We start from the raw sequence: 24,200 nt of genomic DNA on the forward strand, positions 1-24,200 counted from the left end.
GGAGAGCAGGCGATTCTGACGGATCTGGATCAGGCGTTCCGGCGTCGCATGCAGGCTGACGACCAGGCAGCGGGAGGTGACCGCTCGCGTCCGTGACGGTCTCATAGGCAATCGCGGTGCAGCCGGAGGCAAGCAGGCCCTTGGCCTGCTCCGGATCGGGCGCAAGATGAAGATAGGTGAACAGGATCTGGCCTTCGCGGAGCTGGGCCCATTCGCTCTTCTGCGGCTCCTTCACCTTCACGATCATGTCTGACTTGGCAAAGATATCGCGGACGCTGTCGGCAATGGAGGCCCCTGCCCGCCGATACGCCTCGTCGGACGCGCCGATGCCGGCGCCGGCGCCGGTCTCGACCGTGACCTCGTGCCCAGCCGCAACATACTCGCGGACGGCGCCCGGAGTGAGCCCGACGCGATATTCCTGCACCTTGATCTCCTTGGGAACACCGACGCGCATCTTGATCTCCCTGGCCGACGCATTGATTCCGGCTTCATCGTAGCGACGGGGCCGGTTTGGTTTCATGCAAATATCCGCTAGTTTCGGCCGGCCCGCGCCGGTTTCCGGCGCTGCAGTGCCCATTCACGCTGGAAACGAAACCTTGTCCCTCGACCGGAAAGACCTCGCGATCCTCGCGGAACTCACGACCAATGCGCGCGCCAGTCACACCGAGCTTGCCAGCAAGATCGGCCTGTCGAGCACGGCACTGGCACGGCGGCAGAAGGCACTCGAGGACGACGGCTACATCCAGGCCTATCAGGCCGCGCTCGACCTGACGCAATTCGGCCTCACCACCACCGTCCTGGTGCGCATCGCGCTGGAGAGCCAGAGCGACGAGGCCCTGAAGGCGTTCGAGGCGGAGGTGGTGAAATGCCCCTCCGTCGTACGCTGCTTCCTGATGTCGGGCACCGACGACTACATCCTGATCGTGCTCGCCCGCGACATCCAGGATTTCGAGCGCATCCACCGCACCGAGCTGTCCCGACTGCCCCGCGTCGCGCGCGTGCAATCGAGCTTTGCCTTGCGCGAAATCGTCAACCGTGCGGTGCCGACCGTGGTGTTCGGCGAGGCGAAGCGGTAGCGGCTCTCCGCTCTGCAAAACGCGACCGAGCCCATTCCGCGCCGCCGTCATCGAATTGTCATCGAATGTGCCGAGAGCTGTATTTCCTGCACATTCGGGACAGATCATGGATTATTTCAAGCGCTTCAACTTCCTGTTCGCCGCACCAGTGTTCGACGCCGACGACCTCGAAGGCGTCCGCTTCAACCAGATCATCGAGGAGATCCAGCGCTCCGGCTTCGAGGTGGTCCGGGCCCGCAAGCTCGAAGATGCCGAGATGGCGGTGCAGACCGATGCCGCGATCGGCTGCATGGTGGTGGACTGGGGCAAGAAGGGCCTGGAGGGCAAGACCTCGGCGCTGATCAATTTGATGCGGCGCCGCGGTCTCGACTTTCCGATCATCCTCCTGATCCGGCGCAAGCGGTTCGAGGATTTGCCGGTCGAGGTGCTGGATTTCATCGACGGCTACGTCTTCCTGTCCGAGGAGACCCCGACCTTCATCGCCAAGAATTTGATCAGCCGGCTTAAGCAATATGCCGAGACGCTGAAGACGCCGTTCTTCGGCGCGCTGGTCGACTATGCCGAGGAAGGCAACCAGCTCTGGACCTGCCCCGGTCACAATGGCGGCGTGTTCTACAACCGCAGCCCGATCGGACGCGTGTTCGTCGAACATCTCGGCGAATCCGTGTTCCGCGACGACCTCGACAATTCCGTGCTCGACCTCGGCGACCTCCTGACCCATGAGGGGCCGGCGCTGAAGGCCCAAAAGGAAGCCGCGCAGATCTTCGGCGCGGAAAAGACCTATTTCGTGCTCAACGGCACCTCGACCTCCAACAAGGTCGCGCTCGGCGCGCTCGTCACCGACGGCGATCTCGTGCTGTTCGACCGCAACAACCACAAGGCGGCCCACCACGGCGCATTGATGATCAACGGCGGCATTCCCGTCTACGTCCCGACCATCCGCAACGCCTGGGGCCTGATCGGCCCGATGCGCTGGGACGTGCTCGACGAGAGGGCACTGCGCGAGGCGATCCGCAACCATCCGCTCGTCACGGACAAGGAGGCCTGGCGCAAGGAGCGCCCGTTCCGCGTCGCCGTCGTCGAGCAATGCACCTATGACGGCACGATCCACAGCGCCGAGATGATCTTGAAGCGTGTCGGCCATCTCTGCGAATACATCCTGTTCGACGAGGCCTGGGCCGGCTTCATGAAGTTCCACCCGCTCTATGCCGGCCGCTTCGCCATGGGCCTTTCGAACCTTCCCCCGGAAGCGCCGGGCATCATCGCGACGCAATCAACCCACAAGCAGCTTGCCAGCTTCTCGCAGGCCTCGCAGATTCACATCAAGGACCGCCACATCCGCGGCCAGAAACGGCGCGTCGAGCACCGCCGCTTCAACGAAAGTTTCATGCAGCACGCGTCCACCTCGCCGTTCTATCCGCTTTTCGCCTCCCTCGACGTCGGCGCGCAGATGATGAAGGGCCGCTCCGGCGAAGTGCTGTGGGACGACACGATTCGACTCGGCATCGAGCTGCGCAAGAAGATCCGCGCGATGCGCCGGGAGTTTGAGGAGAAGGAGCAGAACCCCGATCGGCGCTGGTTCTTCGAATCCTTCGTTCCCGACCGTGTCGCCATTCCCGATGTCAGCCGCCCCGGCGCCGCGCACAACGTCGCCTGGGAAACGCTCTCCACCGACGAGCTCGCGACCAATCCCGCGCTGTGGCAGCTCTCGCCGGACAGCAATTGGCATGGCTTCCCCGGCCTCACCGAGGGCTTTGCCATGACCGACCCGAACAAGCTGACGCTGCTGACGCCGGGCTTCGATCGGACCACCGGCGCCTATGCCGAGCACGGCATTCCGGCGCCAGTCGTCGCGCAATATCTGCGCGAGAACCGCATCGTTCCGGAAAAAAACGACCTCAACTCCCTGCTCTTCCTGCTCACCCCCGGCGTCGAGGCGAGCAAGGCCGGCACGCTGATCTCCGGCCTCGTCGCCTTCAAGCGACTGCACGACGACAATGCGCTGCTGGAGGATGTCATTCCTGAGTTCTACCAGCGGCGTCAGGCACGCTATGCCGGCGTGCGCCTGCGCGACCTCTGCGGCGAGATGCACCGTTTCTTCCGCGCCACCGACGTCAGCGCGCTCCAGGCGCGGCAGTTCATGCCCGAACACATGCCTGAGATCGCGATGTCGCCGCGCGATGCCGCGCGTTACCTGTTCAAGAACGACGTCGACTATCTGCCGATCGAAGCGATTTCGGGCCGCATCGCTACCACGCCCTTCGTGGTCTATCCGCCCGGCATCGCCACCATCGTTCCAGGCGAGCGGCTGAGTGAACGGGCCAAGCCCATGGTGGATTACCTCAAGATGTTCGAGACCTGCTTCAACACCTTTCCGGGCTTCGACGTCGAGATCCAGGGCGTCTACAAGGAGGTCGACGCGCAGGGGAGGATCGGGCTCTACACTTACGTCGTTGCCGAGTAGGTGCGCATGAACGAAACAGCGATTGCGCGTGCGGACGACGAACAAGTTTTGGTCCGCACCTCACGCGAGAGCGACGTCGATGCGATGCTGGCGATCTACCGCCATCACGTCCGCAACGGCGTGCCACGCGACGTCGAGGGAACCGGCGCGCCCGAGCCGGACGATCTGCGCGACCGGCGCAAGAACCTGAAGCAGACCCGCCTACCGCACCTGGTCGCAACCTTCCGCGGCGAGGTGGTCGGCTATGCCTATGCGGTGCAGTTCCGCAAGCGACCGGCCTATCGCTACACCGCCAAGCATTCGATCTACGTTCACCACGAGCATCTTGGCCGCGGGGTCGGACGGCTGCTGCTGCGGGACTTGATCGATGCGTGTGCGGCGGCCGGATTCCGCCAGATGATCGGCTATATCGACGCCGACAACGCGCCCTCGCTGGCGCTGCACGAGAAATTCGGCTTCGCACGCGCCGGCCTGCTCTGCGGCGTCGCCTATCGCCACGGCCGCTGGTCCGATACCGTCATGGTGCAGCGCTCGCTCGGTGCCGGAACGACGTCGCCCCCGCCGGTCACCGCGCCCGGCCGATAGGCCTCACGATGGAAAGTCGGCCGGTTTCACATGGATGCGATCGGCATGCAGCGACCAGTGATGCAACGCCTGGTCCTCGCAGAACTTTGCCTTCGCCCGCTCCGTGGCCTCGTTCTCGTCCGCGGCGTCGACCTCAAGCGTGCCCTGACAGACCTCGCACTGCCGGCCGTACTCGCCGAGCACGTTCTTCATGAACCTGACGACATAAGTAGCCATGGCACCTCCTGCTGCCCCGCAGCACTGTAATCCCATTTAGGCTGGTCGGGGAAAGGAGATTTTGACGCGGATCAAACCCGGCAAGGTTCCCGCCGCCCCCTTCAGGCGGCAGTACGCCCTCATGCGGTAACGTCGAGCAGCGACTTTTCCGTCTCCGCGTAGGCCTGAAGGACCTTCGCGTTGGCAATGAAGCTGTACTTTGCGGCCGCCAGTTGCACGAATTCGTTGGCGATATCGACATTCGGTGCTGCGACCAGGCCATCCTGGTTGGCGACGGCCGCGCCTGGGTCGGATTGTGCGAAATAGCTTGGCGAGACCGTCGACACCGTCGCGATCGTACCGCCCGGCGTCGAGTCGCTCGATTGGGAGACCTGGTCGACGCGCAATGGCACATAGGCCGCGGGAAAGGTCGGAGCGATGCCCGAGGTACCCGACACGGTCGATGCGCTCGAGCCGTCCGAGGCCGGCAGCGGGCCGGTGGTGCGAACATTGGCGACGTTGCTCGCGGCCACGTTTACGCGCAAGCTCGCCGCGGAAAGCCCTGACGTCGCAATCGAGAATATGCTCATGGACTTTCAACTACAGGACAAGTGATACGCGTTCACTTACCCGATCGGTAAGATACGCAGCCTTGCCTTTCCGTCGTGGTAACCAATGCCCAGGGACGCGCTGACCCTTCGCGCCACTACCCCGGCATCACCCCGAACGCCTGCTTGAAGCGCTCCGCATAAACCGGCCAGACCTCGGGGTTGATGATGCGCGGCGGGCGCTTGCCGTCGAGCGTGTCCAGCACCTGCTCGGCCGCGATCCGGCCCATGTTCTGGCGCGCTTCGATCGTGACGCCGGCGGTGTGCGGGCTCGCCAGCACGTTGTCGAACTGGAGCAGCGGATGCTCCGGCGGAGGGGGCTCCTTGGACCAGACGTCGAGGCCGGCTCCCGCGATGCGCTTGTCGCGCAGGGCCTGGAGCAGCGCGTCCTCGTCGTGGATGAAGCCGCGCGCCGTGGTGACGAAATACGCATGCGGCTGCATCAGCGCGAATTCGCGCACGCTGATCATGTTGCGGCTGCCCTTGTTCAGCGGGCAGGAGATCGAGACGAAATCGGCGCGGCGCAACAGCTCGTCCAGCTCCACCTTCTCCCCGCCCCGCTCGGCCATCACCTCGGCGGTGAGATAGGGATCATAAGCCAGCACCTTCATGCCCAGCAGGCCTTTGCACAGCGCGGCGATGCGCCGGCCGACATTGCCGAGGCCGATAATGCCGACGGTCTTGTGCTCGACCTCGTTGCCGACGAGATCGTTGCGGTTGACGTCGCGCTCGCGGCGCAGGCGGCGATCCGACTGGATGATGCGCTTGGACAGCGTCAGCATCATCGCCAGCGCGTGCTCGGCAACCGAATGGGCATTACCACCGGACTGGTTGACGACCACGACGCCGGCCGCCGTGCAGGCCTCGACATCGACCGGATCGAAGCCGGCGCCGTTGCTGGAGACGAGCAGCAGGTTCGGCGCGCGCTTCAGGAAGGCGGCATCGACATGGAAATGCGGGGCGAGCTCGTCGCGGGCGGCGCCGACCTGATAGACATGGGCCGCGCCAAGGAGCGGGGCATAGACATCTTCGGGGCTCGCGTTCTCGATGCGATCGAGCCGGACGTCGGGCCGCGCCTTGAGGATGTCGATATAGATCGGATTGGCCAAATAATTGGAGTAGACGACACGCTTGCTGTTGACCGACATCAGGACCCTTCCGGCTCTCCAGGAAACAGCAAGGCCAGCGCGGCGCGCGCGCCTCCCGTGCTTCCTCCCATTTTTTCGTCGCACAGATATGACATGGCGGCGCCGGCCACGGCAGGTCTTCTGGCGCAGATCACGGTGCCGGCCGCGACATGTTGACAATCCCGCCCGCTCCGTCAAGTTCGGCCGATTGCCGCGACGGTCAGATCAAGAAGCATGCGCGGCCCAAGGGAGAACGCAATGGTGATTGCGGAAGGGACCTCGCCCCAGGCGACGCAGGGGACCGGCGAACGAAGCTGGCACGGCATCGTCCTGCAAACCCTGAAACGGAACGAGATCAGCCTCGTCCCCTATGTGCCCGATCGCGTGCTGACCCCGCTGATCACAAGCCTGCACGCCGATCCTTTCTTCACCACTTTCGCCACCGCCCGGGAGGAGGAGGCGGTCGGCATCGTCTCCGGCGCCTGGATGGGCGGACGGCGCGGCGCGGTGCTGATGCAGACCTCGGGCTTTGCGACGCTCGCCAACGTGCTGGCCTCGCTGGCGGTGCCCTACCAGATCCCCCTGATCATGTTCGTCTCCGAGCGCGGCACGCTCGGCGAGTTCAACTATGGCCAGTCGCTGGTCTGTCGCACCATGCGCCCGGTGTTGGACTCGCTGGCGCTCGAGCACCACACCATCACCCGGTTCGACGAGCTCGAATTCATCGCCGACCGCTCGATCAAGCAGGCCGTCACCACGCAGGCGCCCGTGGCGCTGATCCTCAACCCGCTGCTCACCGGCGGCAAGACCTTCGACAAGTGAGGCCAGCCGAATGAGCGCGAAGATGAACACCGGCAATACCAAGGTGATGAACCGCTTCGATGTCACCTCCCGCCTGATCGCAAAGCTCAAGCACGAGGAAGCCGTGATCGGCGGCATCGGCAACACCAATTTCGACCTCTGGGCCGCCGGCCACCGCCCGCAGAATTTCTACATGCTGGGTAGCATGGGGCTCGCCTTCCCGATCGCGCTCGGCGTCGCGCTGGCGCAGCCCGACCGCCGGGTCTTCGCACTCGAAGGCGATGGCTCGTTGTTGATGCAGCTTGGCGCGCTCTCGACGATTGCGAGCCTGAAGCCGAAGAATCTCATCATGATCGTGATGGACAATGGCATCTACCAGATTACCGGCGCGCAGCCGACACCGGCAGCTGGTGTCGCCGACATCGTTGCCATCGCCGTCGGCTCCGGCCTTTCCAACAGCGCCTGGGCCGCGGACGAGGAGGATTTCGAACGCCTGGTCGAAACGGCGATGTCCGCCACCGAGCCGCACCTGATTGCCGTCCGCATCGACGACAAGCCCGGCGTCGGCACCACAAGGCGCGATCCCGTACAGATCCGGGAACGCTTCATGCACGGCCTCGGCGTGCGCGAGCCGCTTTAACGTTTCTTCATTAACTACACGCCGATCTGATGGAAGGACGGTACCGGTCCGCGGCCGATCTGTGCTAACCGCAACGGATGTCCATTTTAGTTCGATCCATTGCCTGGCTGCTCGCGGTCGCCGTGACTTTCGCCACCCTCGGGCCCCCCGGTCTGCGGCCCCATTCCGACCTCGGCCAGGACGGCGAGCATGCACTCGCGTTCATCCTGGTGGGACTGGCCTTCGGCCTCGCTTACCGGCGCCGGCGCCTGCTGATCGCAGCGGCAGCGGTGGCTCTAATCGGCGTGCTCGAGCTGATGCAATTTTGGGCACCCGGCCGCCACGCCCGGTTGGAGGATTTTCTGGTCGACGCACTCACCGCCTGCATCGGCTTTGCGCTGGCGGCTATCGCCGATTGGCTGTTCGCGCGCTTTCGCGCTGGGCCCGCCGTGACAAGCGAAGGCCCCGCGGAGTGACACTCCGCAGGGCCCACATTCTCAACGCCTAAGGCTGGCCGCCGATCAGTCGATGATCTTGACGACGCGGCGGGTCCGCGGCTCCACGATCACGCGGCGATCGTTCACCACAGCATAGCGATACTCGGTGTAGTTCGGCACGGGGCGGAGCACCACGGTCGGAGGCAGTGGCTCGCCGACGACGACGCGCTCCTCCACGACAACGGAGTCACTTCGCGGAATTCCGCCGAGAATCGCGTTCGGAATTTCGAGACCGGCGCCGACGGCCGCACCCACAGTGCCGCCGACCATCGCGCCGACCGGGCCGCCGATATCGCCGCCCGCACGCGCGCCGTCCCTGGCGCCCTGTTCGGTCGTCGACTGGGCAAAGGCTGCGCCAGATGCCAGCAGCGAGGCGGCAACCAACGAAATCGCAAGACGGGTTTTCATGTCTAAAGCCTCCAGTGATTGATATGCGCCTTCAACCGCGGGGCGGCGCCGTTGTTCCGGTTCCCCCGCGGCGAAAAACACGCCAGATCTGGAGACTGTTACGGCGTAACAGTTTAGCTCCCGGCGATCTCGTGCCCTGCCATCAGTTCCAGCGCCCGCACCATCGCCGAATGATCCCAGCCCTTGCCGCCATGGGCGGCGCAGGACGAGAACAATTGCTGCGCCACCGCCGTGCTCGGCAGCGAGAGGCCGAGCGCGCGCGCACCTTCGAGCGCGAGGTTGAGATCCTTCTGGTGCAGTTCGATGCGGAAGCCCGGATCGAAATTGCGCTTCACCATGCGCTCGCCATGGACCTCGAGGATTCGTGAGGAGGCGAATCCGCCCATCAACGCCTGCCGCACCAGCGCCGGATCGGCTCCGGCCTTCGATGCGAACAACAGCGCCTCGCTCACCGCCTCGATCGTCAAGGCGACGATGATCTGGTTGGCGACCTTCGTGGTCTGCCCGTCGCCATTGGCGCCGACGCGGGTGACGTTCTTGCCCATCTTGTCGAAGGCCGGCTTCATGGTGTTGAAGGCCCGCTCCGGGCCGCCGACCATGATGGTGAGGCTCGCCGCCTTGGCGCCGACCTCTCCGCCCGACACCGGCGCGTCGAGATAGTCAGCCCCCAGCGCCTCGATCCTCTTCGCGAACTCTTTCGTCGCCAACGGCGAGATCGAGCTCATGTCGACGACGATCTTGCCCTTGGAGATGCCGCTCGCAACCCCGTCCTTGCCGAAAAGCACGGCCTCTACATGCGGCGTATCAGGCACCATGATGATGACGGCATCCGCCTGCTCTGCGACCTCCTTGGCCGACTTGCAGGCAACACCGCCCGCGGCAATCAGCTCGGGCGCGACCGGGGCGACGTCATGCAAGAAGACGCGATGGCCCGCGGCCAGTAGATGTCCGGCCATCGGCCGTCCCATGGTGCCAAGTCCGATGAAGCCGATGTTGGTCATGTCTGGTATCTCCAAGTTGGATTAGAATCCCGTCCACGAGCTCGGTGCACCTCTCCCGCTTGCGGGAGAGGTCGGCGCTGCGGGCGATGCAAAGCATCGTCCCGAGCGCCGGATGAGGGCTTTCTCCGCTTGGGGATTTTCACCGCATCGCGCGAACCCCATCGCGGAGATACCCTCTCCCCAGCCCTCTCCCGCAAGCGGGAGAGGGAGCGCACCGTCACCGCGGCCTCGATATTCTCTACGTCTCGAACGTCTGCGCGGCGTGCCACGAAAGCCCTTCCAGCGTCGTGGTGCGCGGCTTGTATTCGCAGCCGATCCAACCGCGATAACCGATCGCGTCGAGGTGGCGGAACAGGAAGGGATAATTGATCTCGCCGGTGCCCGGCTCGTGGCGGCCGGGATTGTCGGCGAGCTGGATGTGGGCGATCTCAGGCAGATATTCCTGCATGGTGCGGGCGAGATCGCCCTCCATGATCTGCATGTGGTAGATGTCGTACTGGACGAACAGATTGTTCGACCGCACCTCGGAGATCAGCTGGATCGCCTGCTCGGTGCCGTTGAGGAAGAAGCCGGGAATGTCGAGCGTGTTGATCGGCTCGACCAGCAGCTTGATGTTCTCCCGCGCCAGCGTCGAGGCCGCGAAGCGCAGATTTCCCACCAGTGTCTCGTTCAGCTCGCGTGGATCGGCGTCGGCCGGCGCGATGCCGACGAGGCAGTTGAGCTGCTCGCAATCCAGCGCCTTGGCATAGTCGATGGCGCGGAACACGCCATCGCGGAATTCGCTGACGCGGTCCGGCAGGATCGCGATGCCGCGCTCGCCGCCAGCCCAGTTTCCGGCCGGCAGATTGTGCAACACCTGCGTCAGGCCGTGGGCCTCGAGCTGCTCGCGCAGTTGCGCCTTGTCGAAATCATAGGGGAAGAGATACTCGACCCCGGCAAAGCCCGCCGCCTTCGCCGCAGCGAAGCGGTCGAGGAACGGCATCTCGTTGAAGAGCATGGTGAGGTTGGCGGCAAACTTCGGCATGGCGCTTCTTCCCTTATTCAGCCGGCTGCAACACGCCGGGCCTGACGGTCCCGACCTCGTCGAGCGGCAGATCCAGCACCTCCTCGAACTCGACGATGTTGTCGATCTCGGTGCCCATCGCGATGTTGGTGACGCGTTCGAGGATGAACTCGACGACGACAGGCACGCGGTGCTTGGTCATCAATTCGCGCGCGGTGGCGAACGCCGCCTGCGTGTCCTTCGGGTCGGTGACGCGGATCGCCTTGCAGCCGAGGCCTTCGGCGACCGCGACGTGGTCGACACCGTATCCATTGAGCTCCGACGCATTGACGTTCTCGAACGAGAGCTGGACGTGATAGTCCATGTCGAAGCCGCGCTGGGCCTGGCGGATCAGGCCGAGATAGGAATTGTTCACGACGACGTGGATGTAGGGCAGATTGAACTGCGCGCCGACCGCGAGCTCCTCGATCAGGAACTGGAAGTCGTAGTCGCCGGAGAGCGCGACGATCTCGCGATCCGGGCACGCGGCACGCACGCCGAGCGCTGCCGGCAGCGTCCAGCCGAGCGGTCCTGCCTGCCCCGCGTTGATCCAGTTGCGCGGCTTGTACACGCCCAGGAACTGCGCGCCCGCGATCTGCGACAGGCCGATCACGGTGACATAGGTGGTATCGCGACCGAAGGCCTTGTTCATCTCCTCGTAGACGCGCTGCGGCTTGATCGGCACGTTGTCGAAATGACTCTTGCGCAGCATCGTCTTCTTGCGATCGCGGCAGGACGCGGGCCACGCCTGGCGCTCGCGAAGCCTGCCTGACCGCCGCCACTCTCTGGCGACGGTGACGAACAGCTCGAGCGCGGCCTTCGCGTCCGAGACGATGCCGAGATCGGGATTGAACACGCGCCCGATCTGCGTCGGCTCGATGTCGACATGCACGAAAGTGCGGCCCTTGGTGTAGGTCTCGACCGAGCCGGTGTGGCGGTTGGCCCAGCGATTGCCGATACCGAGCACGAAGTCGGATTCCAACAGCGTGGCGTTGCCGTAGCGATGGCTGGTCTGGAGGCCGACCATGCCGGCCATCAGCACGTGATCGTCGGGAATCGCGCCCCATCCCATTAGCGTCGGCACGACAGGCACGTTGGCGATCTCGGCGAACTCGACCAGCAGGTCCGAAGCATCGGCGTTGATGATGCCGCCGCCCGCGACGATCAGCGGCCGCTCGGCGGCGTTGAGCATCTCCAGCGCCTTCTCGACCTGCTTGCGGGTCGCGGTCGGCTTGTAGACCGGCAGCGGCTCATAGGTCTCGTCGTCGAACTCGATCTCGGCGAGCTGCACGTCGAGCGGCATGTCGATCAGCACCGGCCCGGGCCTCCCCGAGCGCATCACATGAAACGCCTGGCTGAACACGCGCGGCACCAGCGCCGGCTCGCGCACCGTCACCGCCCATTTGGTCACGGGCTTTGCGATCGACTCGATGTCGACCGCCTGGAAATCCTCCTTGTAGAGCCGCGCGCGCGGCGCCTGCCCGGTGATGCAGAGGATCGGAATGGAATCGGCGATCGCAGAATAGAGCCCGGTGATCATGTCGGTGCCGGCGGGCCCCGAGGTTCCGATGCAGACGCCGATGTTGCCGGCCTTGGCGCGCGTGTAGCCCTCAGCCATGTGCGAGGCACCCTCGACATGCCGCGCCAGGATGTGGCGGATCGAGCCGCGCTTCTTCAGCGCCGAGTAAAGCGGATTGATCGCGGCGCCGGGAACCCCGAAGGCGGTCGAGATGCCTTCCTTCTCCAGAATTCGCACGGCAGCATCGATAGCTCGCATCTTCGCCATATCGGACCTCGCTCGAGTTGCGTCAGCGAGCGAGATCATCGGGCGAGCAGGATACGATCTCAACGAGATCGATTTTATTTTCCACGATGCGGCAGCCGTGGAAAAATCGCGGCAGCTTCAGTCAGTTAGGCTGAGGCACGCGTGAAAGCCATCACTCGAACAGCGGCGCCAGCTCCATTTGCGGCACCAGCACGAGGCCCTTGTCGGTGATGCGAATTTCCGGAATGACCGATAGCGGAATCAAATTGAAGCCCATGTAGGGGATAGTGCAGCCGGCCTCGGCCCATTCTTTCTTCAGGGTCTTGACCTCTTCGGCCACCTCGGTGACGCGCTTGTCGGACAGAAGTCCTGCGATCGGCAGCGGCACCAGCGCCCTCACCTCGCCGTCGGCGACGACGCAGACGCCGCCCTGCTGCGCCTTGATGGCGGCGATCGCCGCCTGCATATCCGGCTCGTTGGTGCCGGCGACGATGATGTTGTGGCTGTCGTGGCCGACGCTGGAGGCCACCGCCCCGCGCTTCAGGCCAAAATCCTTCAAGAGGCCGTGCGCGACGTTGCCGGCCGACTTGCCGTGGCGCTCGACCACCGCGACGAAGCAGAGGCCATGGCGCTCAAACAGCGCCGGCCAGTCCTTGGCCGGCCCGATCTTGACCTTCTCGTGGATCAGCGTGATGCCGGGCAGCGCGGTCTTGATCGCGTTGACCGTACAGGCCTTCGCCGGAAGCTCCGGCGTCAGCTTGACCTTCTCCGGCAGCTTCACGGTCGCATAAGCCGCCTTCGGATATTGATAGCGCTGCGACAGCGCCTGATCGAGGCGCGGCGTGATCTTGCCATGCTCGACCACGAGCTCGCCGCCATACCAGGTGCATTGCGGCTTGAGCTGATCGCTCATCAGCACGAGATCGGCGCGGCGCCCGCCACCGAGCCCGCCGATGTCGCCATCCATGGCGAAGCGCGTCGCGCCATGCAGCGAGCCCATCGACCAGGCCTGCTCCGGCGACATCCCCGCCTTCACGGCTTCGCGCACCACCCAGTCGAGACCGAACAGCAGGAGATCGTCGGCATCGCGGTCGTCGGTGCAAACGGCCGTGCGCTTGTGCGAGGCCCCGAGCTCGGTGACCGTGCGGATCGCCTGCGGCAGCGAATGCCAGGGCGTCGTCGGCGGGCCGCCGCGCAAAAACACCCAGACGCCGGCATCGAGCAGATCGTCGGCGATGTCGCGGTCGATCGCCTCGTGGGTGTCGGTGACGCCGCTCGCCGCATAGGCCGCGACGAATTCGCGGCCGTAGACATGTCCGGACACCGGGCGCCCGCGCTTCAAGGCGGCGGCGAGGATCGCATGGCTGCGCTCGTCGCCCATCGTGACCGGGACAAAGTCCATCTTCTCGCCGAGCGCGACCGCCTCGGGCCAGCGATCGAACAGGCCTGCGATCTTGTCCGGCGTGAGATCGCCGCCGGCCGTCTCCAGCTTCGCCGAGGTCGCCGGCACCGTGCTCGGCACCGTCAGGAAAATCGAGAGCGGCGCCTGCCGCGCATCCTCCAGCATCGCCTCGACGCCGGCGACATCCATGACGTTGCCGATCTCGTGGCTGTCGCAGAAGATCGTGGTGGTGCCGTTCAGCAGCGCCGCTTCCGCGTAGGCACAGGCCGTCACCATCGAGGATTCGATGTGGATGTGCGGATCGACGAGGCCGGGCGCGATGATGCCGCCGGCGGCATCGTAAGTCGCGACATCGCTCCAGGCCTTTTTCGCCGCACCGGCCAGCTTCACGGCAGCGATGCGGCCGCCGCTTATCCAGACCTCCCGCCCCGGATGGATACGCTCCGAATAGGTCGAGAGCACCCGCGCACCTGTGATGACGAGATCAGGCGCGACCCGGGCCGAGGCGACGTCGGCGAGCCGCCGCGTCATGCTGTGCAGCGGCGCGACGGAGAAACGGGTGAGCTTGGTCATGGGAACCTCGCTTGGCGTTACGGCCGAACGATAGTTACGCTCTGCGCCAAACCGGGCAAACTCAAATATAGCGGCACGCCCTGCTTACGCCTTGGGCGCCTAGCCGCCCGCCGCCCTTGACCTTGGACGTCTGCGCGACTTCTGTGCGGCCGGCGCAGGCGCCGCTGCGGCCTTGACCCGAATCCGCATCGACCGGCCCTTCGACTCGTCGATCTCGAACGAATTCGTCTTTCGCACGAGATCGCTCAGCTTGCGGAAACCGTAGGTCCTCGGATCGAAATCGGACGCCAGATTGGCGAGCTGCCGTCCGACTTCACCCAGCGTGACCCAGCCGTCCTCGCTCTCCATCTGGGTGATGACCTTCTTGATGATCGGCGTGGCGGCATCAAGCGGCTGAAGCGGCGCAGACTTCGAGGAAGCGTCCTGGGTCGTCGCGGTGCCCGCAAGCAGGTTCTCGGTATAGACGAACCGTCGGCAGGCCTGCCTGAAGCTTTCCGGCGTCTTCTGCTCGCCGAACCCAAAGACGTCGATGCCCTGCTCACGGATCCTTGCGGCAAGGCGCGTAAAGTCGCTGTCGGACGATACCAGGCAGAAACCGTCGAACCGGCCGCTGTGAAGCAGGTCCATCGCGTCGATGACCAGCGTGATGTCGGAGGCGTTCTTTCCCGTCGTATAGGCGAACTGCTGCTGCGGGATGATGGCGTGCTTCGACAGGATGTCGGCCCAGCCCCTGGACCGTGCGTTGGAGAAGTCGCCATAAATGCGGCGAACGCTGGCCTCGCCGATCTTGGCAATCTCCTCGAACAGTCCATCCGCGATCTTCGCGGAGGCATTGTCGGCGTCGATCAGAACCGCAAGACGCGGCGAGCGGAGCTCGGAAGGCATGACAGTTCTCCACGAATGGACGCGACACGAGACGACAAGTGCCCCCGGGACGGTCAGTCCTCGTTCGCCTTGAACCGCCCCAGCCCCTTCAGCACGAATGGGGCCAGTAACGCAACCAGCGCGACGCCAAGCAGCGTCGCCGAGATCGGGCTCTGCAGCAGCGTCATGGGATCACCGAGGCTGATCGCGAGCGCGCGGCGCAACTGGCTCTCGGCGATCGGACCCAGGATCAGGCCGACCACGACGGGCGCGATCGGAAAATCGAACCGGCGCATCAGGAAGCCGAGCACGCCGAAACCCGCCAGCATCGACAGTTCCACCACCGACGGCTTGGCCGCAATGGTGCCCATGGTCGCGAACACCAGGATGCCCGCATAGAGCCAGGGCTGCGGGATCGCGAGCAGGCGCACCCACAGCCCGACCAGCGGCAAATTGAGCACCAGCAGCATGCAATTGGCGATGAACAGGCTGGCGATCAGGCCCCAGACCAGATCCGGCCGCTCGGCGAACAGCAGCGGCCCCGGGTTGAGGCCGTATTGCTGGAAACCCGCCAGCATCATCGCGGCCGTCGCCGAGGTCGGCAGCCCCAGCGTCAGGAGCGGCACCAACGTGCCCGCGGCCGACGCATTGTTGGCAGCTTCCGGTCCGGCGACGCCTTCGATCGCGCCCTTGCCGAACTCGTCCGGATATTTGGTGAGGCGCTTCTCGGTCGAATAGGACAGGAAGGTCGGGATTTCCGCGCCGCCCGCCGGCAGCGCGCCGATCGGGAAGCCGAACAGGGTGCCGCGCAGCCACGGCTTCCATGATCGCTTCCAGTCTTCCTTCGTCATCCACAGCGAGCCCCGCACCGGCTCGAGCTTTTCCTCGCTGTGATGGCGGCGCGATGCGACGTAGAGCGCCTCGCCGACCGCGAACAGGCCGACCGCCAGCGTCGTCACCTCGACGCCGTCGAGCAATTCAGGCACGCCGAACGCAAGCCGCGCCTGCCCTGTCAGCTTGTCGATGCCGATGAGGCCCAGCGTCAGGCCGATGAACAGGCTGGTGAGACCGCGGATCGGGGAATCGCCGAAGGTCGCCGACACCGTGACGAAGGCGACGCACATCAGCGCGAAATAATCCTCGGGGCCGAAGCGCACCGCGAAATCGACCAGCCATGGCGCGAGGAAGGCAAGACCGATGGTGGCGATGGTGCCGGCGACGAACGATCCGATCGCCGAAGTCGCGAGCGCCGGCCCGCCGCGGCCGGCCTTGGCCATCTTGTTGCCTTCGAGCGCGGTCGCCATCGAGGCGCTCTCGCCGGGCGTGTTGATCAGGATCGCCGTGGTCGAGCCGCCATACATGCCGCCGTAATAGATGCCGGCGAACATGATCAGCGAGCCGCCGGGGTCGAGCTTGTAGGTCACGGGCAATAGCAGCGCGACCGTCAGCGCCGGGCCGATGCCGGGCAGCACGCCGACGGCCGTGCCGAGGAACACGCCGATCAGCGCGTAGAGCAGGTTCATCGGCTGGATGGCGACGGCCATGCCGTGCGCCAGCGCCGCAAAAGTGTCCATCACAGCAGTCGCTCCAGCGGGCCGGTCGGAAGGCTCAGCGTCAACAGCCGGTCGAACGCGAGGTAGATCAGGATCGACATCACCAGCGCGATGACGCTGTCGACGAGGATGGCGCGGCGCCCGAACGCCGCCGACGTCGTGACGAACAGCGCCGACGTCGCCAGGATGAAGCCGCCGCCGAAGCCGATGATGGCGATCAGCAGCGCGAGCCCGATCAGAATCAAAACTACGGGCACGGGATCGGCGCTCTCGCGCGCCGGCAGATTGCCGCGCAGCGCGTCGATGAAGTTGCCGATCGCGAGCAACGCAAGGCCGCAGGCGACCACGACCGGCATCGCCTCCGGCCCCATGCCGTACATCGCGGTCGATCGCAGGCCGCGCGCGTCGAAGACCAGCACCGCGGCGAGAGCTGCGAGCAATGCCGCGATGACGAGGCCGGCACGATCGACGCGCCGCGGCGTCTGGGCGGGATCGCCTGAGCTCATGACTTGACGAGACCGACCGATTTCAGGACGTCGGTGACGCGCACCGTTTCCTTCTTCAGGAAGTCGGCGAAGGCGTCGCCGCCGAGATAGGCGTCCTCCCAGCCCTTCTGCTTGAGGATCTCCTTCCAGGCGTCCGACTTCACCATCTTCTCGACTGCGTCGCTCAGCGTCTTCTTCTGCTCCGGCGTGATGCCGGGAGGCGCGACCACCGAGCGCCAATTGGCGATCACGAGGTCGATTCCTTGTTCCTTGAAGGTCGGGATGTCGCTGCCGGGGATGCGCTTCTCCGAGGTCACGCCGATCGCGCGCAGCTTGCCGGATTTGATCTGCCCTTCATATTCGCTGAGGCCCGAAATGCCCGCGGTGACCTTGCCGCCGAGGATCGCGGCGAGCGACTCGCCGCCGCCGGAGAACGGGATGTAGTTGATCTTTTTGGCGTCGGCCCCGACGGCGCCAGCGAACAATGCGGCCATCACATGATCGACGCCGCCGGCCGAGCCGCCGGCGAAGGTGACCTTGGCGATATCGGCCTTGACCGCTGTGGCCAGATCCTGCGCGGTCTTGATCGACGAATTCGCGGGCACCACGATCACCTGGATCTCCTCGGTCAGCCGCGCGATCGGCGTCACCTGTTCCAGCGTCACCGGCGACTTGTTCATGGCGAGTGCGCCCACCATGACGAAGCCGTTGACCATCATCTGGTTGCCGTCGCCCTTGGCGCCATTGACGAACTGGGCGATGCCGACGCTGCCGCCCGCACCGGGAACATTGGTGACCTGCACGCTGCGCGCGACGCCCGAAGCCACCAGCGCCTGCTGCATCGAGCGCGCGGTCTGGTCCCAGCCGCCGCCGGGGGCCGCCGGCGCCATCAGCTTGAGCTCGAGCTGCTGGGCAGGAGCCGGGGTAGCTGCCGCAAGGGTCAGCGCGACGGCTGCGCCGGCAAGGCGCGCGGAAAATTGGAACATGAGGACGCTCTCCAGGCTCATGCGGACGTTTGCCGCATTGTGTCGTTTGGTCGCATATCAACCAAAACGGCCGAGGCTGTCCAGCGACAGGGCCCAGATTCCAGAGTTAGCGGGGCCTCGGCATCACCCCGCCCAGCGCGACGGTCAGCTCGCCGGCCACTTCGCGCACGATTTGGCCGACTTCCGGCAGCCGGTCGTCGGTCAGGCGGCTGGTCATGCCCGAGACCGAAATCGCCGCGAGCGGCTCCGCGCAGTCGTTATAGACCACTGCGGCAATGCAGCGGAGACCCATGCAGGCCTCTTCATCGTCGAGTGCGAACCCCTGCTTGCGGATCTTTTCGAGTTCCTTGAACAGGTCGCTCGGGCGCACGATCGATTTCTCGGTCAGGCGAGGCATGCCGTGATGGCGGATGACGGCGCCGACGTCCTCGTCCGAATAGGTCGCGAGCACCGCCTTGCCGACGCCTGACGTCACCATGGCGACGCGGCCGCCGACCTGGGTCAGCGAGCGCATGATCTCGCGGCTCTCCATCCGCGTCAGCACGATGATGAATTCGTCGTCGACCACGGCGAGATTGGCTGTCTCGCGGGTGAGATCGCGCAGCTTGCGCAAATAAGGGATCGCCTGCGCGGAGAAATTACGCCGCCGCGCAAAGCTCGCGCCGACCGTGAAGGCGCGCGAGCCGACATGCCATTTGGATTCGGCGCGGTCGAACTGCACGAAGCGGCGGCTCTCCAGCGTCGCCAGCAGGCGGTGCACGGTCGAGGCCGACAGGCCGGTGCGCACGGCGAGATCGCTGAGGCGGTAGCCCTCGTCGTCTTCGGCCAGCGTTTCGAGGATCGACAGCGCGCGGTCGACCGACTGCACGCCGCCATCGCGGGTCTCGTGCTCGGCCTCCGCGGCCGATTTAGGCTCGAGCGATTTGCGCCGGATCACGTTCTTGCTCATCGCGACCTGCATTTGCCAACCAGACAAGACGCGAGCCGCCTCTTCCCCCTCTCCCCGTTCTTACGGGGAGAGGGTCGGGGTGAGGGGCTATCTCGGCAAAGAAGGTAAGAGATGAACTCGCGGAGAGTCCCCCTCACCCGGAATTTGCTGCGCAAATTCCGGCCTCTCCCCGCAAGCGGGGAGAGGCGAAGACAGTCTCAGAGGAGCCCTGCCCCGCGCGCCCACTTGTACTTGGCGCCGAGCACCTCGACCGGCAGCTCGGTCGAGTACGCATAGGCCGGGATGCCGTTCTGGTAGAGATATTCGGCGGCTTCCTCGACCTCGACGTCGCCGGCGAGCGAGGCGACGATCGGCTTCACGAAGCCCTTGGCCTCCATCTCCTTCTTCACCTCGACCATGTTGCGGGCGAACACCATCGGCGGCGTGACGATGGTGTGCCAGTAACCGAGGATCAGCGAGTGGATGCGCTCGTCCGACAGGCCGAGCTTCACCGTGTTGACGTAGGTGATCGGCGGTTCGCCGCCGGTGATATCCACAGGATTTCCGGCCGCGCCAAACGGCGGGATGAACTTGCGGAAGGCCGCGTCCAGGTCCGCCGGCATCGACATCAGCGACAGGCCGTTGTCGACGCAGCTATCCGACAGCAGCACGCCCGAGCCGCCGGCACCGGTGATGATCAGCACGTTCTCGCCCTTCGGCGTCGGCAGCACCGGCACGCCGCGGGCGAATTCGAGCAATTGCCGCAGGCTGCGGGCGCGGATCACGCCCGACTGCGCCAGCACGTCCTCGTAGATCTTGTCGTTACCGGCGAGCGCGCCGGTGTGCGACGAGGCCGCCTTGGCGCCGGCCGAGGTGCGGCCGGCCTTGAGCACGACGACCGGCTTCTTCTTGGAGACGCGCTTTGCCGCTTCCGCAAAGGCGCGACCGTCCTTGAGGTCTTCGCAGTGCTGCGCGATCAGGTTCGTGTTCGGATCCTGCTCGAAGAAGGCGAGCAGATCGTCCTCGTCGATGTCGGACTTGTTGCCGAGGCCGACGATGGCGGAGACGCCCATCTTGGCCGAGCGCGAGAAACCGATGATGGCCATGCCGATGCCGCCCGACTGCGACGACAGCGCCGCGTGGCCCTTGACGTCGTAAGCGGTGCAGAAGGTCGCGCAGAGATTGGCGGGCGTATAATAGAAGCCGTAAATGTTCGGACCCATCAGGCGGATGTCGTACTTCTTGCCGACCTCGACGATCTCGGCCTGCAGCTCCGGCGCGCCGGCTTCGGCAAAGCCCGACGGGATCAGCACCGCGCCCGGAATTTTCTTCTCGCCGCATTCGGTGAGCGCAGCCGCCACGAACTTGGCGGGGATCGCGAACACCGCGGTGTCGATCACGCCCGGCACGTCCTTGACGCTCTTGTAGGCCTTGTAGCCGAGGATCTCGGTAGCCTTGGGATGGATCGGATAGATGTCGCCCTTGTAGCCGCCGTTGATGAGGTTCTTCATCACGGAGTTGCCGATCTTGCCGTCCTCGGCCGAGGCGCCGACGACCGCGACCGCCTTCGGCTGCATGATGCGGCTCATCGCCGCGACGATCTCTTCGGTCGGGCGCGGCTTGGGCTTGGGCACATAGGCGAAGTCGACGACGATGCGGACGTCGGCGGCGGTGGCGCCCTTCGCCGTCGCGAAAACGGGGTTGAGGTCGAGCTCGACGATCTCGGGGAAATCGGTGACGAGCTGCGAGACCTTGACGATGACGTCCGCCAGCGCGGTGCGGTTCACCGCCTCGCCGCCGCGCACGCCCTTCAAAATCTCATGCGCCTGGATGCCGTCGAGCATCGAAAGCGCGTCTTCCTTGGTCGCGGGCGCGAGGCGGAAGGTGATGTCCTTGAGCACTTCGACCAGCACGCCGCCGAGGCCGAAGGCGACCAGTTTGCCGAACGAGCCGTCGGTGATCGAGCCGACGATCACTTCGGTGCCGCCGGCCAGCATCTGCTGCACCTGGACGCCCTCGATCTTTGCGTCGGCCTTGTACTTCCTGGCGTTACCGAGAATGGTCTCGTAGGCCTTCTCGGCATCTTCAGCCGTCTTGAGGCCGACGATGACGCCGCCGGCTTCCGTCTTGTGGAGAATGTCGGGCGAGACGATCTTCATCACGACGGGGAAGCCCATCGAGGCGGCCATCTTGCCGGCCTCGCCGGCCGACTTCGCCACGCCTTCCTTCGGCACGGGAATGCCGTAGGCGTCGCAGACCAGCTTGCCTTCCGGCGCCGTCAGGCTGGTACGATTGTCCGCCTTGACCAGGTCAAGCACCTTGCGGACGGCATCTTTGGAATTGGACATGTGGCTTCTCCCTTGACCTCAGTTCGTTCTTTTCAAAGCGCGGGCGTGCTTGCGGCTGCCCGTGATGCTTGCCATTCGCCGCGCTCTGTTCCATTCCGCGGGGACGGAGCGGCCTGAAGCCTGAGTCTACTCCGCCGCCTTGGATCAAAAATGGCTGGCGATGGCATTTGGTATGCCAGAAGCCAACTTGTCAAGCTGCAGCGTCGCTTAGAACGCCGCAAAAAATAGCCAGCTTGACATTCTGGCATGTGGTATGCCAAAAACTTTCCCGTTAATATTCCTGTAAAAGACGACTCCCACTGGAGGAGATTCGTCGTGTCACTGCGGAAACCAACCAAGGCGTTGCCGAACATGGCCGAGGCAGATATCGCAATCGTTCGTATTGCCCCGGAGAGCAGCTTCAAGAACAAGGCGTATGACGCCTTGAAGGAAGCTATCCTCAAGATGGACATCTATTCGACGCCCGAGCCGGTGATGCTCGATGAGCGCGCGTTGTCCGAACGTCTGGGCGTCAGCCGCACCCCGATCCGCGAAGCCATCGCGATGCTGGAGCAGGACGGTTTCGTGAAGACCGTTCCCCGCCGCGGCATCATGGTGGTGCGCCGGACCAAGAGCGAGATCGTCGACATGATCCGCGCCTGGGCGGCGCTGGAGAGCATGGCCGCGCGCCTCATCACCACGACCGCGCGCAAGAAGGACATCACGGCACTGCGCGACTACTTCAAGGACTTCGGCAAGGACCGCCTGCCCGAGGATCACGTCGAAGAATATTCGCGCGCCAACATCGCCTTCCACCAGGCGCTGATCTCGCTGTCGGAATCGCCTGTGCTGGTCGACCTCACCAACGACCTTCTGCTGCACGTGCGCGGCTATCGCCAGCTGACGATCGGACGCAAGGACCGCACCGCGACCTCGCTGCCCGAGCATCTCGGCATGATCGAGGCCCTCGAGGCGCGCGACACCGAGCTCGCCGAAAAGCGCGCCCGCGACCACACCCTCGGCCTTGCCGCTTACGTCGAAGCGCACGGTCAGGAACTCTTCTAGCAACGTTCACCAGAAGGGCGAAAAACTCGCCCCAGTATTGAGACCAGGGAGACAAGGCCCATGCTGAATACCGCGACCAAGTCCGAGGCACCGGGCACCGAGCAGGAGTTGACGGATGGCTTCCATCTCGTCATCGACGCGCTCAAGCTGAACGGCATCAACACCATCTATAATGTGCCGGGCATCCCGATCACGGATTTGGGCCGCATGGCGCAGGCCGCCGGGATCCGCATGATCTCGTTCCGCCACGAGCAGAACGCCGGTTACGCGGCGGGCATCGCCGGCTTCCTCACCAAGAAGCCCGGCATCTGCCTTACCGTCTCCGCGCCCGGCTTCCTCAACGGTCTCACCGCGCTCGCGCACGCCACCACCAACTGTTATCCGATGATCCTGATCTCGGGCTCGTCCGAGCGCGAGATCGTCGACCTCCAGCAGGGCGACTACGAAGAGATGGACCAGCTCGCGATCGCCAAGCCCCTGTGCAAGGCGGCCTATCGCGTGCTGCACGCCCAGGACATCGGCATCGGCCTGGCCCGCGCAATCCGCGCCGCGGTCTCGGGCCGCCCCGGCGGTGTCTATCTCGACCTGCCGGCGAAGCTGTTCGGCCAGGTGATGAGCGCCGATGCCGGCCAGAAGTCGTTGGTCAAGGTGATCGATGCTGCGCCCGCGCAGATCCCCTCGCCCGCTTCGATCAAGCGCGCGCTCGACGTGCTCAAGGCGGCGAAGCGTCCCCTGATCATCCTCGGCAAGGGCGCGGCCTACGCGCAGGCCGACGAGGAGATCAAGACCTTCGTCGAGAAGAGCGGCATCCCCTTCCTACCGATGAGCATGGCCAAGGGCCTGCTCTCCGATACGCATCCGCAATGCGCGGGTGCTGCACGCTCCACCGTGCTGAAAGAGTCCGACGTCGTCATGCTGATCGGCGCCCGGCTCAACTGGCTGCTCTCGCACGGCAAGGGCAAGAACTGGGGCGAAACGCCCAAGAAGTTCATCCAGGTCGACATCGAGCCGCGCGAGATGGACTCCAACGTCGAGATCGTCGCCCCCGTCGTCGGCGACATCGGCTCGGTCGTTTCCGCCTTCAACCAGGCGATGGCTTCCGGCTGGACCGCACCGCCCGCCGAATGGACCAAGGCGATTTCGACCAAGCGCGAAGAGAACGTCGCCAAGATGGCGCCGAAGCTCATGAACAACAAGTCGCCGATGGATTATCACGGCGCGCTCGGCGTGCTGAAGAACGTCATCAAGGAGTATCCCGAGGCGATCCTCGTCAACGAGGGCGCCAACACGCTCGACCTCGCCCGCGGCGTCATCGACATGTACCGCCCGCGCAAGCGTCTGGACGTCGGCACCTGGGGCGTGATGGGCATCGGCATGGGCCAGGCGATCGCCGCCGCGCTCGAGACCGGTCACCCCGTGCTGGCCGTGGAGGGCGATTCGGCCTTCGGCTTCTCCGGCATGGAGGTCGAGACCATCTGCCGCTACAACCTCCCGATCTGCGTCGTCATCTTCAACAATGACGGCATCTATCGCGGCACCGACGTCAACGGCGCCAATTCCGACCCGGCGACCACCGTGTTCGTCAAGGGCGCGCGCTACGACAAGATGATGGAGGCTTTCGGCGGCGTCGGCGTCAACGCGACCTCGCCCGACGAGCTCAAGCGCGCCGTCAACGAAGCGATGCAGTCGGGCAAGCCGACCCTCATCAACGCGGTGATCGATCCGGCCGCGGGCTCGGAGAGCGGTCGCATCGGCAATCTCAATCCGCAGAGCGTTCTGCAGAAGAAGAAGTAAGTCCACCCCTCAACCCTTTATTCCCTGCCGGGTGC

General features: G+C 65.0%; 22 protein-coding genes and 1 pseudogene. 8 read left to right on the forward strand and 15 right to left on the reverse strand.

Annotated elements, in window-relative coordinates:
• Positions 1-454, reverse strand: a pseudogene (locus SE92_RS12140) (hypothetical protein); the annotation flags it as partial.
• A 142-nt stretch (positions 455-596) separates the two neighbouring features.
• Here SE92_RS12140 and SE92_RS12145 point away from each other — a divergent pair.
• The 3 genes from SE92_RS12145 to SE92_RS12155 all read left to right on the forward strand — a co-directional run bounded on the left by SE92_RS12145 (position 597) and on the right by SE92_RS12155 (position 4,125).
• Positions 597-1,076, forward strand: a complete 480-nt coding sequence (locus SE92_RS12145; protein ID WP_063195913.1) for an Lrp/AsnC family transcriptional regulator — start codon at positions 597-599, stop codon at positions 1,074-1,076.
• Positions 1,077-1,182: 106 nt separating this feature from the next.
• Positions 1,183-3,540, forward strand: coding sequence for an Orn/Lys/Arg family decarboxylase (locus SE92_RS12150; protein WP_063195914.1), 2,358 nt, complete (start codon positions 1,183-1,185; stop codon positions 3,538-3,540).
• 6 nt (positions 3,541-3,546) lie between these two features.
• Positions 3,547-4,125, forward strand: coding sequence for a GNAT family N-acetyltransferase (locus SE92_RS12155; RefSeq protein ID WP_063203482.1), 579 nt, complete (start codon positions 3,547-3,549; stop codon positions 4,123-4,125).
• 3 nt (positions 4,126-4,128) lie between these two features.
• Here the strand turns inward: SE92_RS12155 and SE92_RS36625 are convergent, their stop codons facing one another.
• From SE92_RS36625 to SE92_RS12170, 3 genes are all read right to left on the reverse strand, one after another.
• A complete protein-coding gene (locus SE92_RS36625) occupies positions 4,129-4,341 on the reverse strand; it encodes a hypothetical protein (RefSeq protein WP_063195915.1) in 213 nt (70 codons plus the stop codon).
• A 119-nt stretch (positions 4,342-4,460) separates the two neighbouring features.
• A complete protein-coding gene (locus tag SE92_RS12165; RefSeq protein WP_063195916.1) occupies positions 4,461-4,910 on the reverse strand; it encodes a flagellar basal body rod protein FlgC in 450 nt (149 codons plus the stop codon).
• Positions 4,911-5,026: 116 nt separating this feature from the next.
• Entirely contained in the window at positions 5,027-6,076 is a 1,050-nt protein-coding gene (locus SE92_RS12170) for a hydroxyacid dehydrogenase (protein WP_063195917.1), read from the reverse strand.
• A gap of 237 nt (positions 6,077-6,313) precedes the next feature.
• Here SE92_RS12170 and SE92_RS12175 point away from each other — a divergent pair, with 237 nt between their 5' ends.
• From SE92_RS12175 to SE92_RS12185, 3 genes are all read left to right on the forward strand, one after another.
• Positions 6,314-6,877 (forward strand): thiamine pyrophosphate-binding protein, encoded by a 564-nt coding sequence (locus SE92_RS12175; protein ID WP_063195918.1) that lies wholly within the window; start codon positions 6,314-6,316, stop codon positions 6,875-6,877.
• Between the two features lie 10 nt (positions 6,878-6,887).
• Positions 6,888-7,496: a thiamine pyrophosphate-dependent enzyme gene (locus SE92_RS12180; protein WP_157095362.1), complete on the forward strand. Its 609-nt coding sequence runs from the start codon at positions 6,888-6,890 to the stop codon at positions 7,494-7,496.
• A 77-nt stretch (positions 7,497-7,573) separates the two neighbouring features.
• A complete protein-coding gene (locus SE92_RS12185; RefSeq protein WP_063195919.1) occupies positions 7,574-7,951 on the forward strand; it encodes a VanZ family protein in 378 nt (125 codons plus the stop codon).
• A gap of 45 nt (positions 7,952-7,996) precedes the next feature.
• Here the strand turns inward: SE92_RS12185 and SE92_RS12190 are convergent, their stop codons facing one another.
• The 11 genes from SE92_RS12190 to SE92_RS12240 form a co-directional block, all read right to left on the reverse strand.
• The gene (locus SE92_RS12190; RefSeq protein WP_063195920.1) at positions 7,997-8,380 is read right to left on the reverse strand and encodes a DUF1236 domain-containing protein; all 384 of its coding nucleotides are present in this window, start codon (positions 8,378-8,380) and stop codon (positions 7,997-7,999) included.
• Between the two features lie 113 nt (positions 8,381-8,493).
• On the reverse strand, positions 8,494-9,381 hold the full coding sequence (locus SE92_RS12195; RefSeq protein ID WP_063195921.1) for a 2-hydroxy-3-oxopropionate reductase: 888 nt from the start codon (positions 9,379-9,381) through the stop codon (positions 8,494-8,496).
• A gap of 238 nt (positions 9,382-9,619) precedes the next feature.
• Entirely contained in the window at positions 9,620-10,405 is a 786-nt protein-coding gene (gene hyi / locus SE92_RS12200) for a hydroxypyruvate isomerase (protein WP_063195922.1), read from the reverse strand.
• 13 nt (positions 10,406-10,418) lie between these two features.
• Complete coding sequence (gene gcl / locus SE92_RS12205) at positions 10,419-12,209, reverse strand: glyoxylate carboligase (protein ID WP_063195923.1); 1,791 nt, start codon at positions 12,207-12,209, stop codon at positions 10,419-10,421.
• Between the two features lie 151 nt (positions 12,210-12,360).
• Positions 12,361-14,163 (reverse strand): adenine deaminase C-terminal domain-containing protein, encoded by a 1,803-nt coding sequence (locus SE92_RS12210; RefSeq protein WP_063195924.1) that lies wholly within the window; start codon positions 14,161-14,163, stop codon positions 12,361-12,363.
• A gap of 99 nt (positions 14,164-14,262) precedes the next feature.
• The gene (locus SE92_RS12215) at positions 14,263-15,048 is read right to left on the reverse strand and encodes an NYN domain-containing protein (RefSeq protein ID WP_063195925.1); all 786 of its coding nucleotides are present in this window, start codon (positions 15,046-15,048) and stop codon (positions 14,263-14,265) included.
• 53 nt (positions 15,049-15,101) lie between these two features.
• Complete coding sequence (locus SE92_RS12220) at positions 15,102-16,601, reverse strand: tripartite tricarboxylate transporter permease (protein WP_063195926.1); 1,500 nt, start codon at positions 16,599-16,601, stop codon at positions 15,102-15,104.
• Complete coding sequence (locus SE92_RS12225) at positions 16,601-17,086, reverse strand: tripartite tricarboxylate transporter TctB family protein (RefSeq protein WP_063195927.1); 486 nt, start codon at positions 17,084-17,086, stop codon at positions 16,601-16,603. The genes SE92_RS12220 and SE92_RS12225 overlap by 1 nt, the downstream gene beginning before the upstream one ends.
• Positions 17,083-18,051, reverse strand: a complete 969-nt coding sequence (locus SE92_RS12230; RefSeq protein WP_063203484.1) for a Bug family tripartite tricarboxylate transporter substrate binding protein — start codon at positions 18,049-18,051, stop codon at positions 17,083-17,085. The genes SE92_RS12225 and SE92_RS12230 overlap by 4 nt, the downstream gene beginning before the upstream one ends.
• A gap of 106 nt (positions 18,052-18,157) precedes the next feature.
• Positions 18,158-19,000: an IclR family transcriptional regulator gene (locus SE92_RS12235; protein ID WP_063203485.1), complete on the reverse strand. Its 843-nt coding sequence runs from the start codon at positions 18,998-19,000 to the stop codon at positions 18,158-18,160.
• A gap of 197 nt (positions 19,001-19,197) precedes the next feature.
• Positions 19,198-21,327 carry an acetate--CoA ligase family protein gene (locus tag SE92_RS12240; RefSeq protein ID WP_063195928.1) on the reverse strand — a complete coding sequence of 710 codons (2,130 nt, stop codon included), beginning with the start codon at positions 21,325-21,327 and terminating at the stop codon, positions 19,198-19,200.
• 351 nt (positions 21,328-21,678) lie between these two features.
• Between SE92_RS12240 and SE92_RS12245 the strand changes: the two genes are divergently transcribed.
• Positions 21,679-22,371 (forward strand): GntR family transcriptional regulator, encoded by a 693-nt coding sequence (locus SE92_RS12245; protein WP_162137408.1) that lies wholly within the window; start codon positions 21,679-21,681, stop codon positions 22,369-22,371.
• A gap of 60 nt (positions 22,372-22,431) precedes the next feature.
• The gene (gene oxc / locus SE92_RS12250) at positions 22,432-24,165 is read left to right on the forward strand and encodes an oxalyl-CoA decarboxylase (RefSeq protein ID WP_063195929.1); all 1,734 of its coding nucleotides are present in this window, start codon (positions 22,432-22,434) and stop codon (positions 24,163-24,165) included.
• Positions 24,166-24,200 lie beyond the last annotated feature (35 nt).

Source organism: Bradyrhizobium sp. AT1 (genome assembly GCF_001590795.1).
GTDB lineage: Bacteria > Pseudomonadota > Alphaproteobacteria > Rhizobiales > Xanthobacteraceae > Bradyrhizobium.

Bases quoted from the DNA above. Each gene is read 5' to 3' on its own strand.
- SE92_RS12150 (WP_063195914.1), top strand. From the start codon at position 1,183: ATGGATTATTTCAAGCGCTTCAACTTCCTGTTCGCCGCACCAGTGTTC.
- SE92_RS12155 (WP_063203482.1), top strand. From the start codon at position 3,547: ATGAACGAAACAGCGATTGCGCGTGCGGACGACGAACAAGTTTTGGTC.
- SE92_RS36625 (WP_063195915.1), bottom strand. From the start codon at position 4,341: ATGGCTACTTATGTCGTCAGGTTCATGAAGAACGTGCTCGGCGAGTAC.
- SE92_RS12165 (WP_063195916.1), bottom strand. From the start codon at position 4,910: ATGAGCATATTCTCGATTGCGACGTCAGGGCTTTCCGCGGCGAGCTTG.
- SE92_RS12170 (WP_063195917.1), bottom strand. From the start codon at position 6,076: ATGTCGGTCAACAGCAAGCGTGTCGTCTACTCCAATTATTTGGCCAAT.
- SE92_RS12175 (WP_063195918.1), top strand. From the start codon at position 6,314: ATGGTGATTGCGGAAGGGACCTCGCCCCAGGCGACGCAGGGGACCGGC.
- SE92_RS12180 (WP_157095362.1), top strand. From the start codon at position 6,888: ATGAGCGCGAAGATGAACACCGGCAATACCAAGGTGATGAACCGCTTC.
- SE92_RS12185 (WP_063195919.1), top strand. From the start codon at position 7,574: ATGTCCATTTTAGTTCGATCCATTGCCTGGCTGCTCGCGGTCGCCGTG.
- SE92_RS12190 (WP_063195920.1), bottom strand. From the start codon at position 8,380: ATGAAAACCCGTCTTGCGATTTCGTTGGTTGCCGCCTCGCTGCTGGCA.
- SE92_RS12195 (WP_063195921.1), bottom strand. From the start codon at position 9,381: ATGACCAACATCGGCTTCATCGGACTTGGCACCATGGGACGGCCGATG.
- hyi (WP_063195922.1), bottom strand. From the start codon at position 10,405: ATGCCGAAGTTTGCCGCCAACCTCACCATGCTCTTCAACGAGATGCCG.
- gcl (WP_063195923.1), bottom strand. From the start codon at position 12,209: ATGGCGAAGATGCGAGCTATCGATGCTGCCGTGCGAATTCTGGAGAAG.
- SE92_RS12210 (WP_063195924.1), bottom strand. From the start codon at position 14,163: ATGACCAAGCTCACCCGTTTCTCCGTCGCGCCGCTGCACAGCATGACG.
- SE92_RS12215 (WP_063195925.1), bottom strand. From the start codon at position 15,048: ATGCCTTCCGAGCTCCGCTCGCCGCGTCTTGCGGTTCTGATCGACGCC.
- SE92_RS12220 (WP_063195926.1), bottom strand. From the start codon at position 16,601: ATGGACACTTTTGCGGCGCTGGCGCACGGCATGGCCGTCGCCATCCAG.
- SE92_RS12225 (WP_063195927.1), bottom strand. From the start codon at position 17,086: ATGAGCTCAGGCGATCCCGCCCAGACGCCGCGGCGCGTCGATCGTGCC.
- SE92_RS12230 (WP_063203484.1), bottom strand. From the start codon at position 18,051: ATGTTCCAATTTTCCGCGCGCCTTGCCGGCGCAGCCGTCGCGCTGACC.
- SE92_RS12235 (WP_063203485.1), bottom strand. From the start codon at position 19,000: ATGAGCAAGAACGTGATCCGGCGCAAATCGCTCGAGCCTAAATCGGCC.
- SE92_RS12240 (WP_063195928.1), bottom strand. From the start codon at position 21,327: ATGTCCAATTCCAAAGATGCCGTCCGCAAGGTGCTTGACCTGGTCAAG.
- SE92_RS12245 (WP_162137408.1), top strand. From the start codon at position 21,679: ATGGCCGAGGCAGATATCGCAATCGTTCGTATTGCCCCGGAGAGCAGC.
- oxc (WP_063195929.1), top strand. From the start codon at position 22,432: ATGCTGAATACCGCGACCAAGTCCGAGGCACCGGGCACCGAGCAGGAG.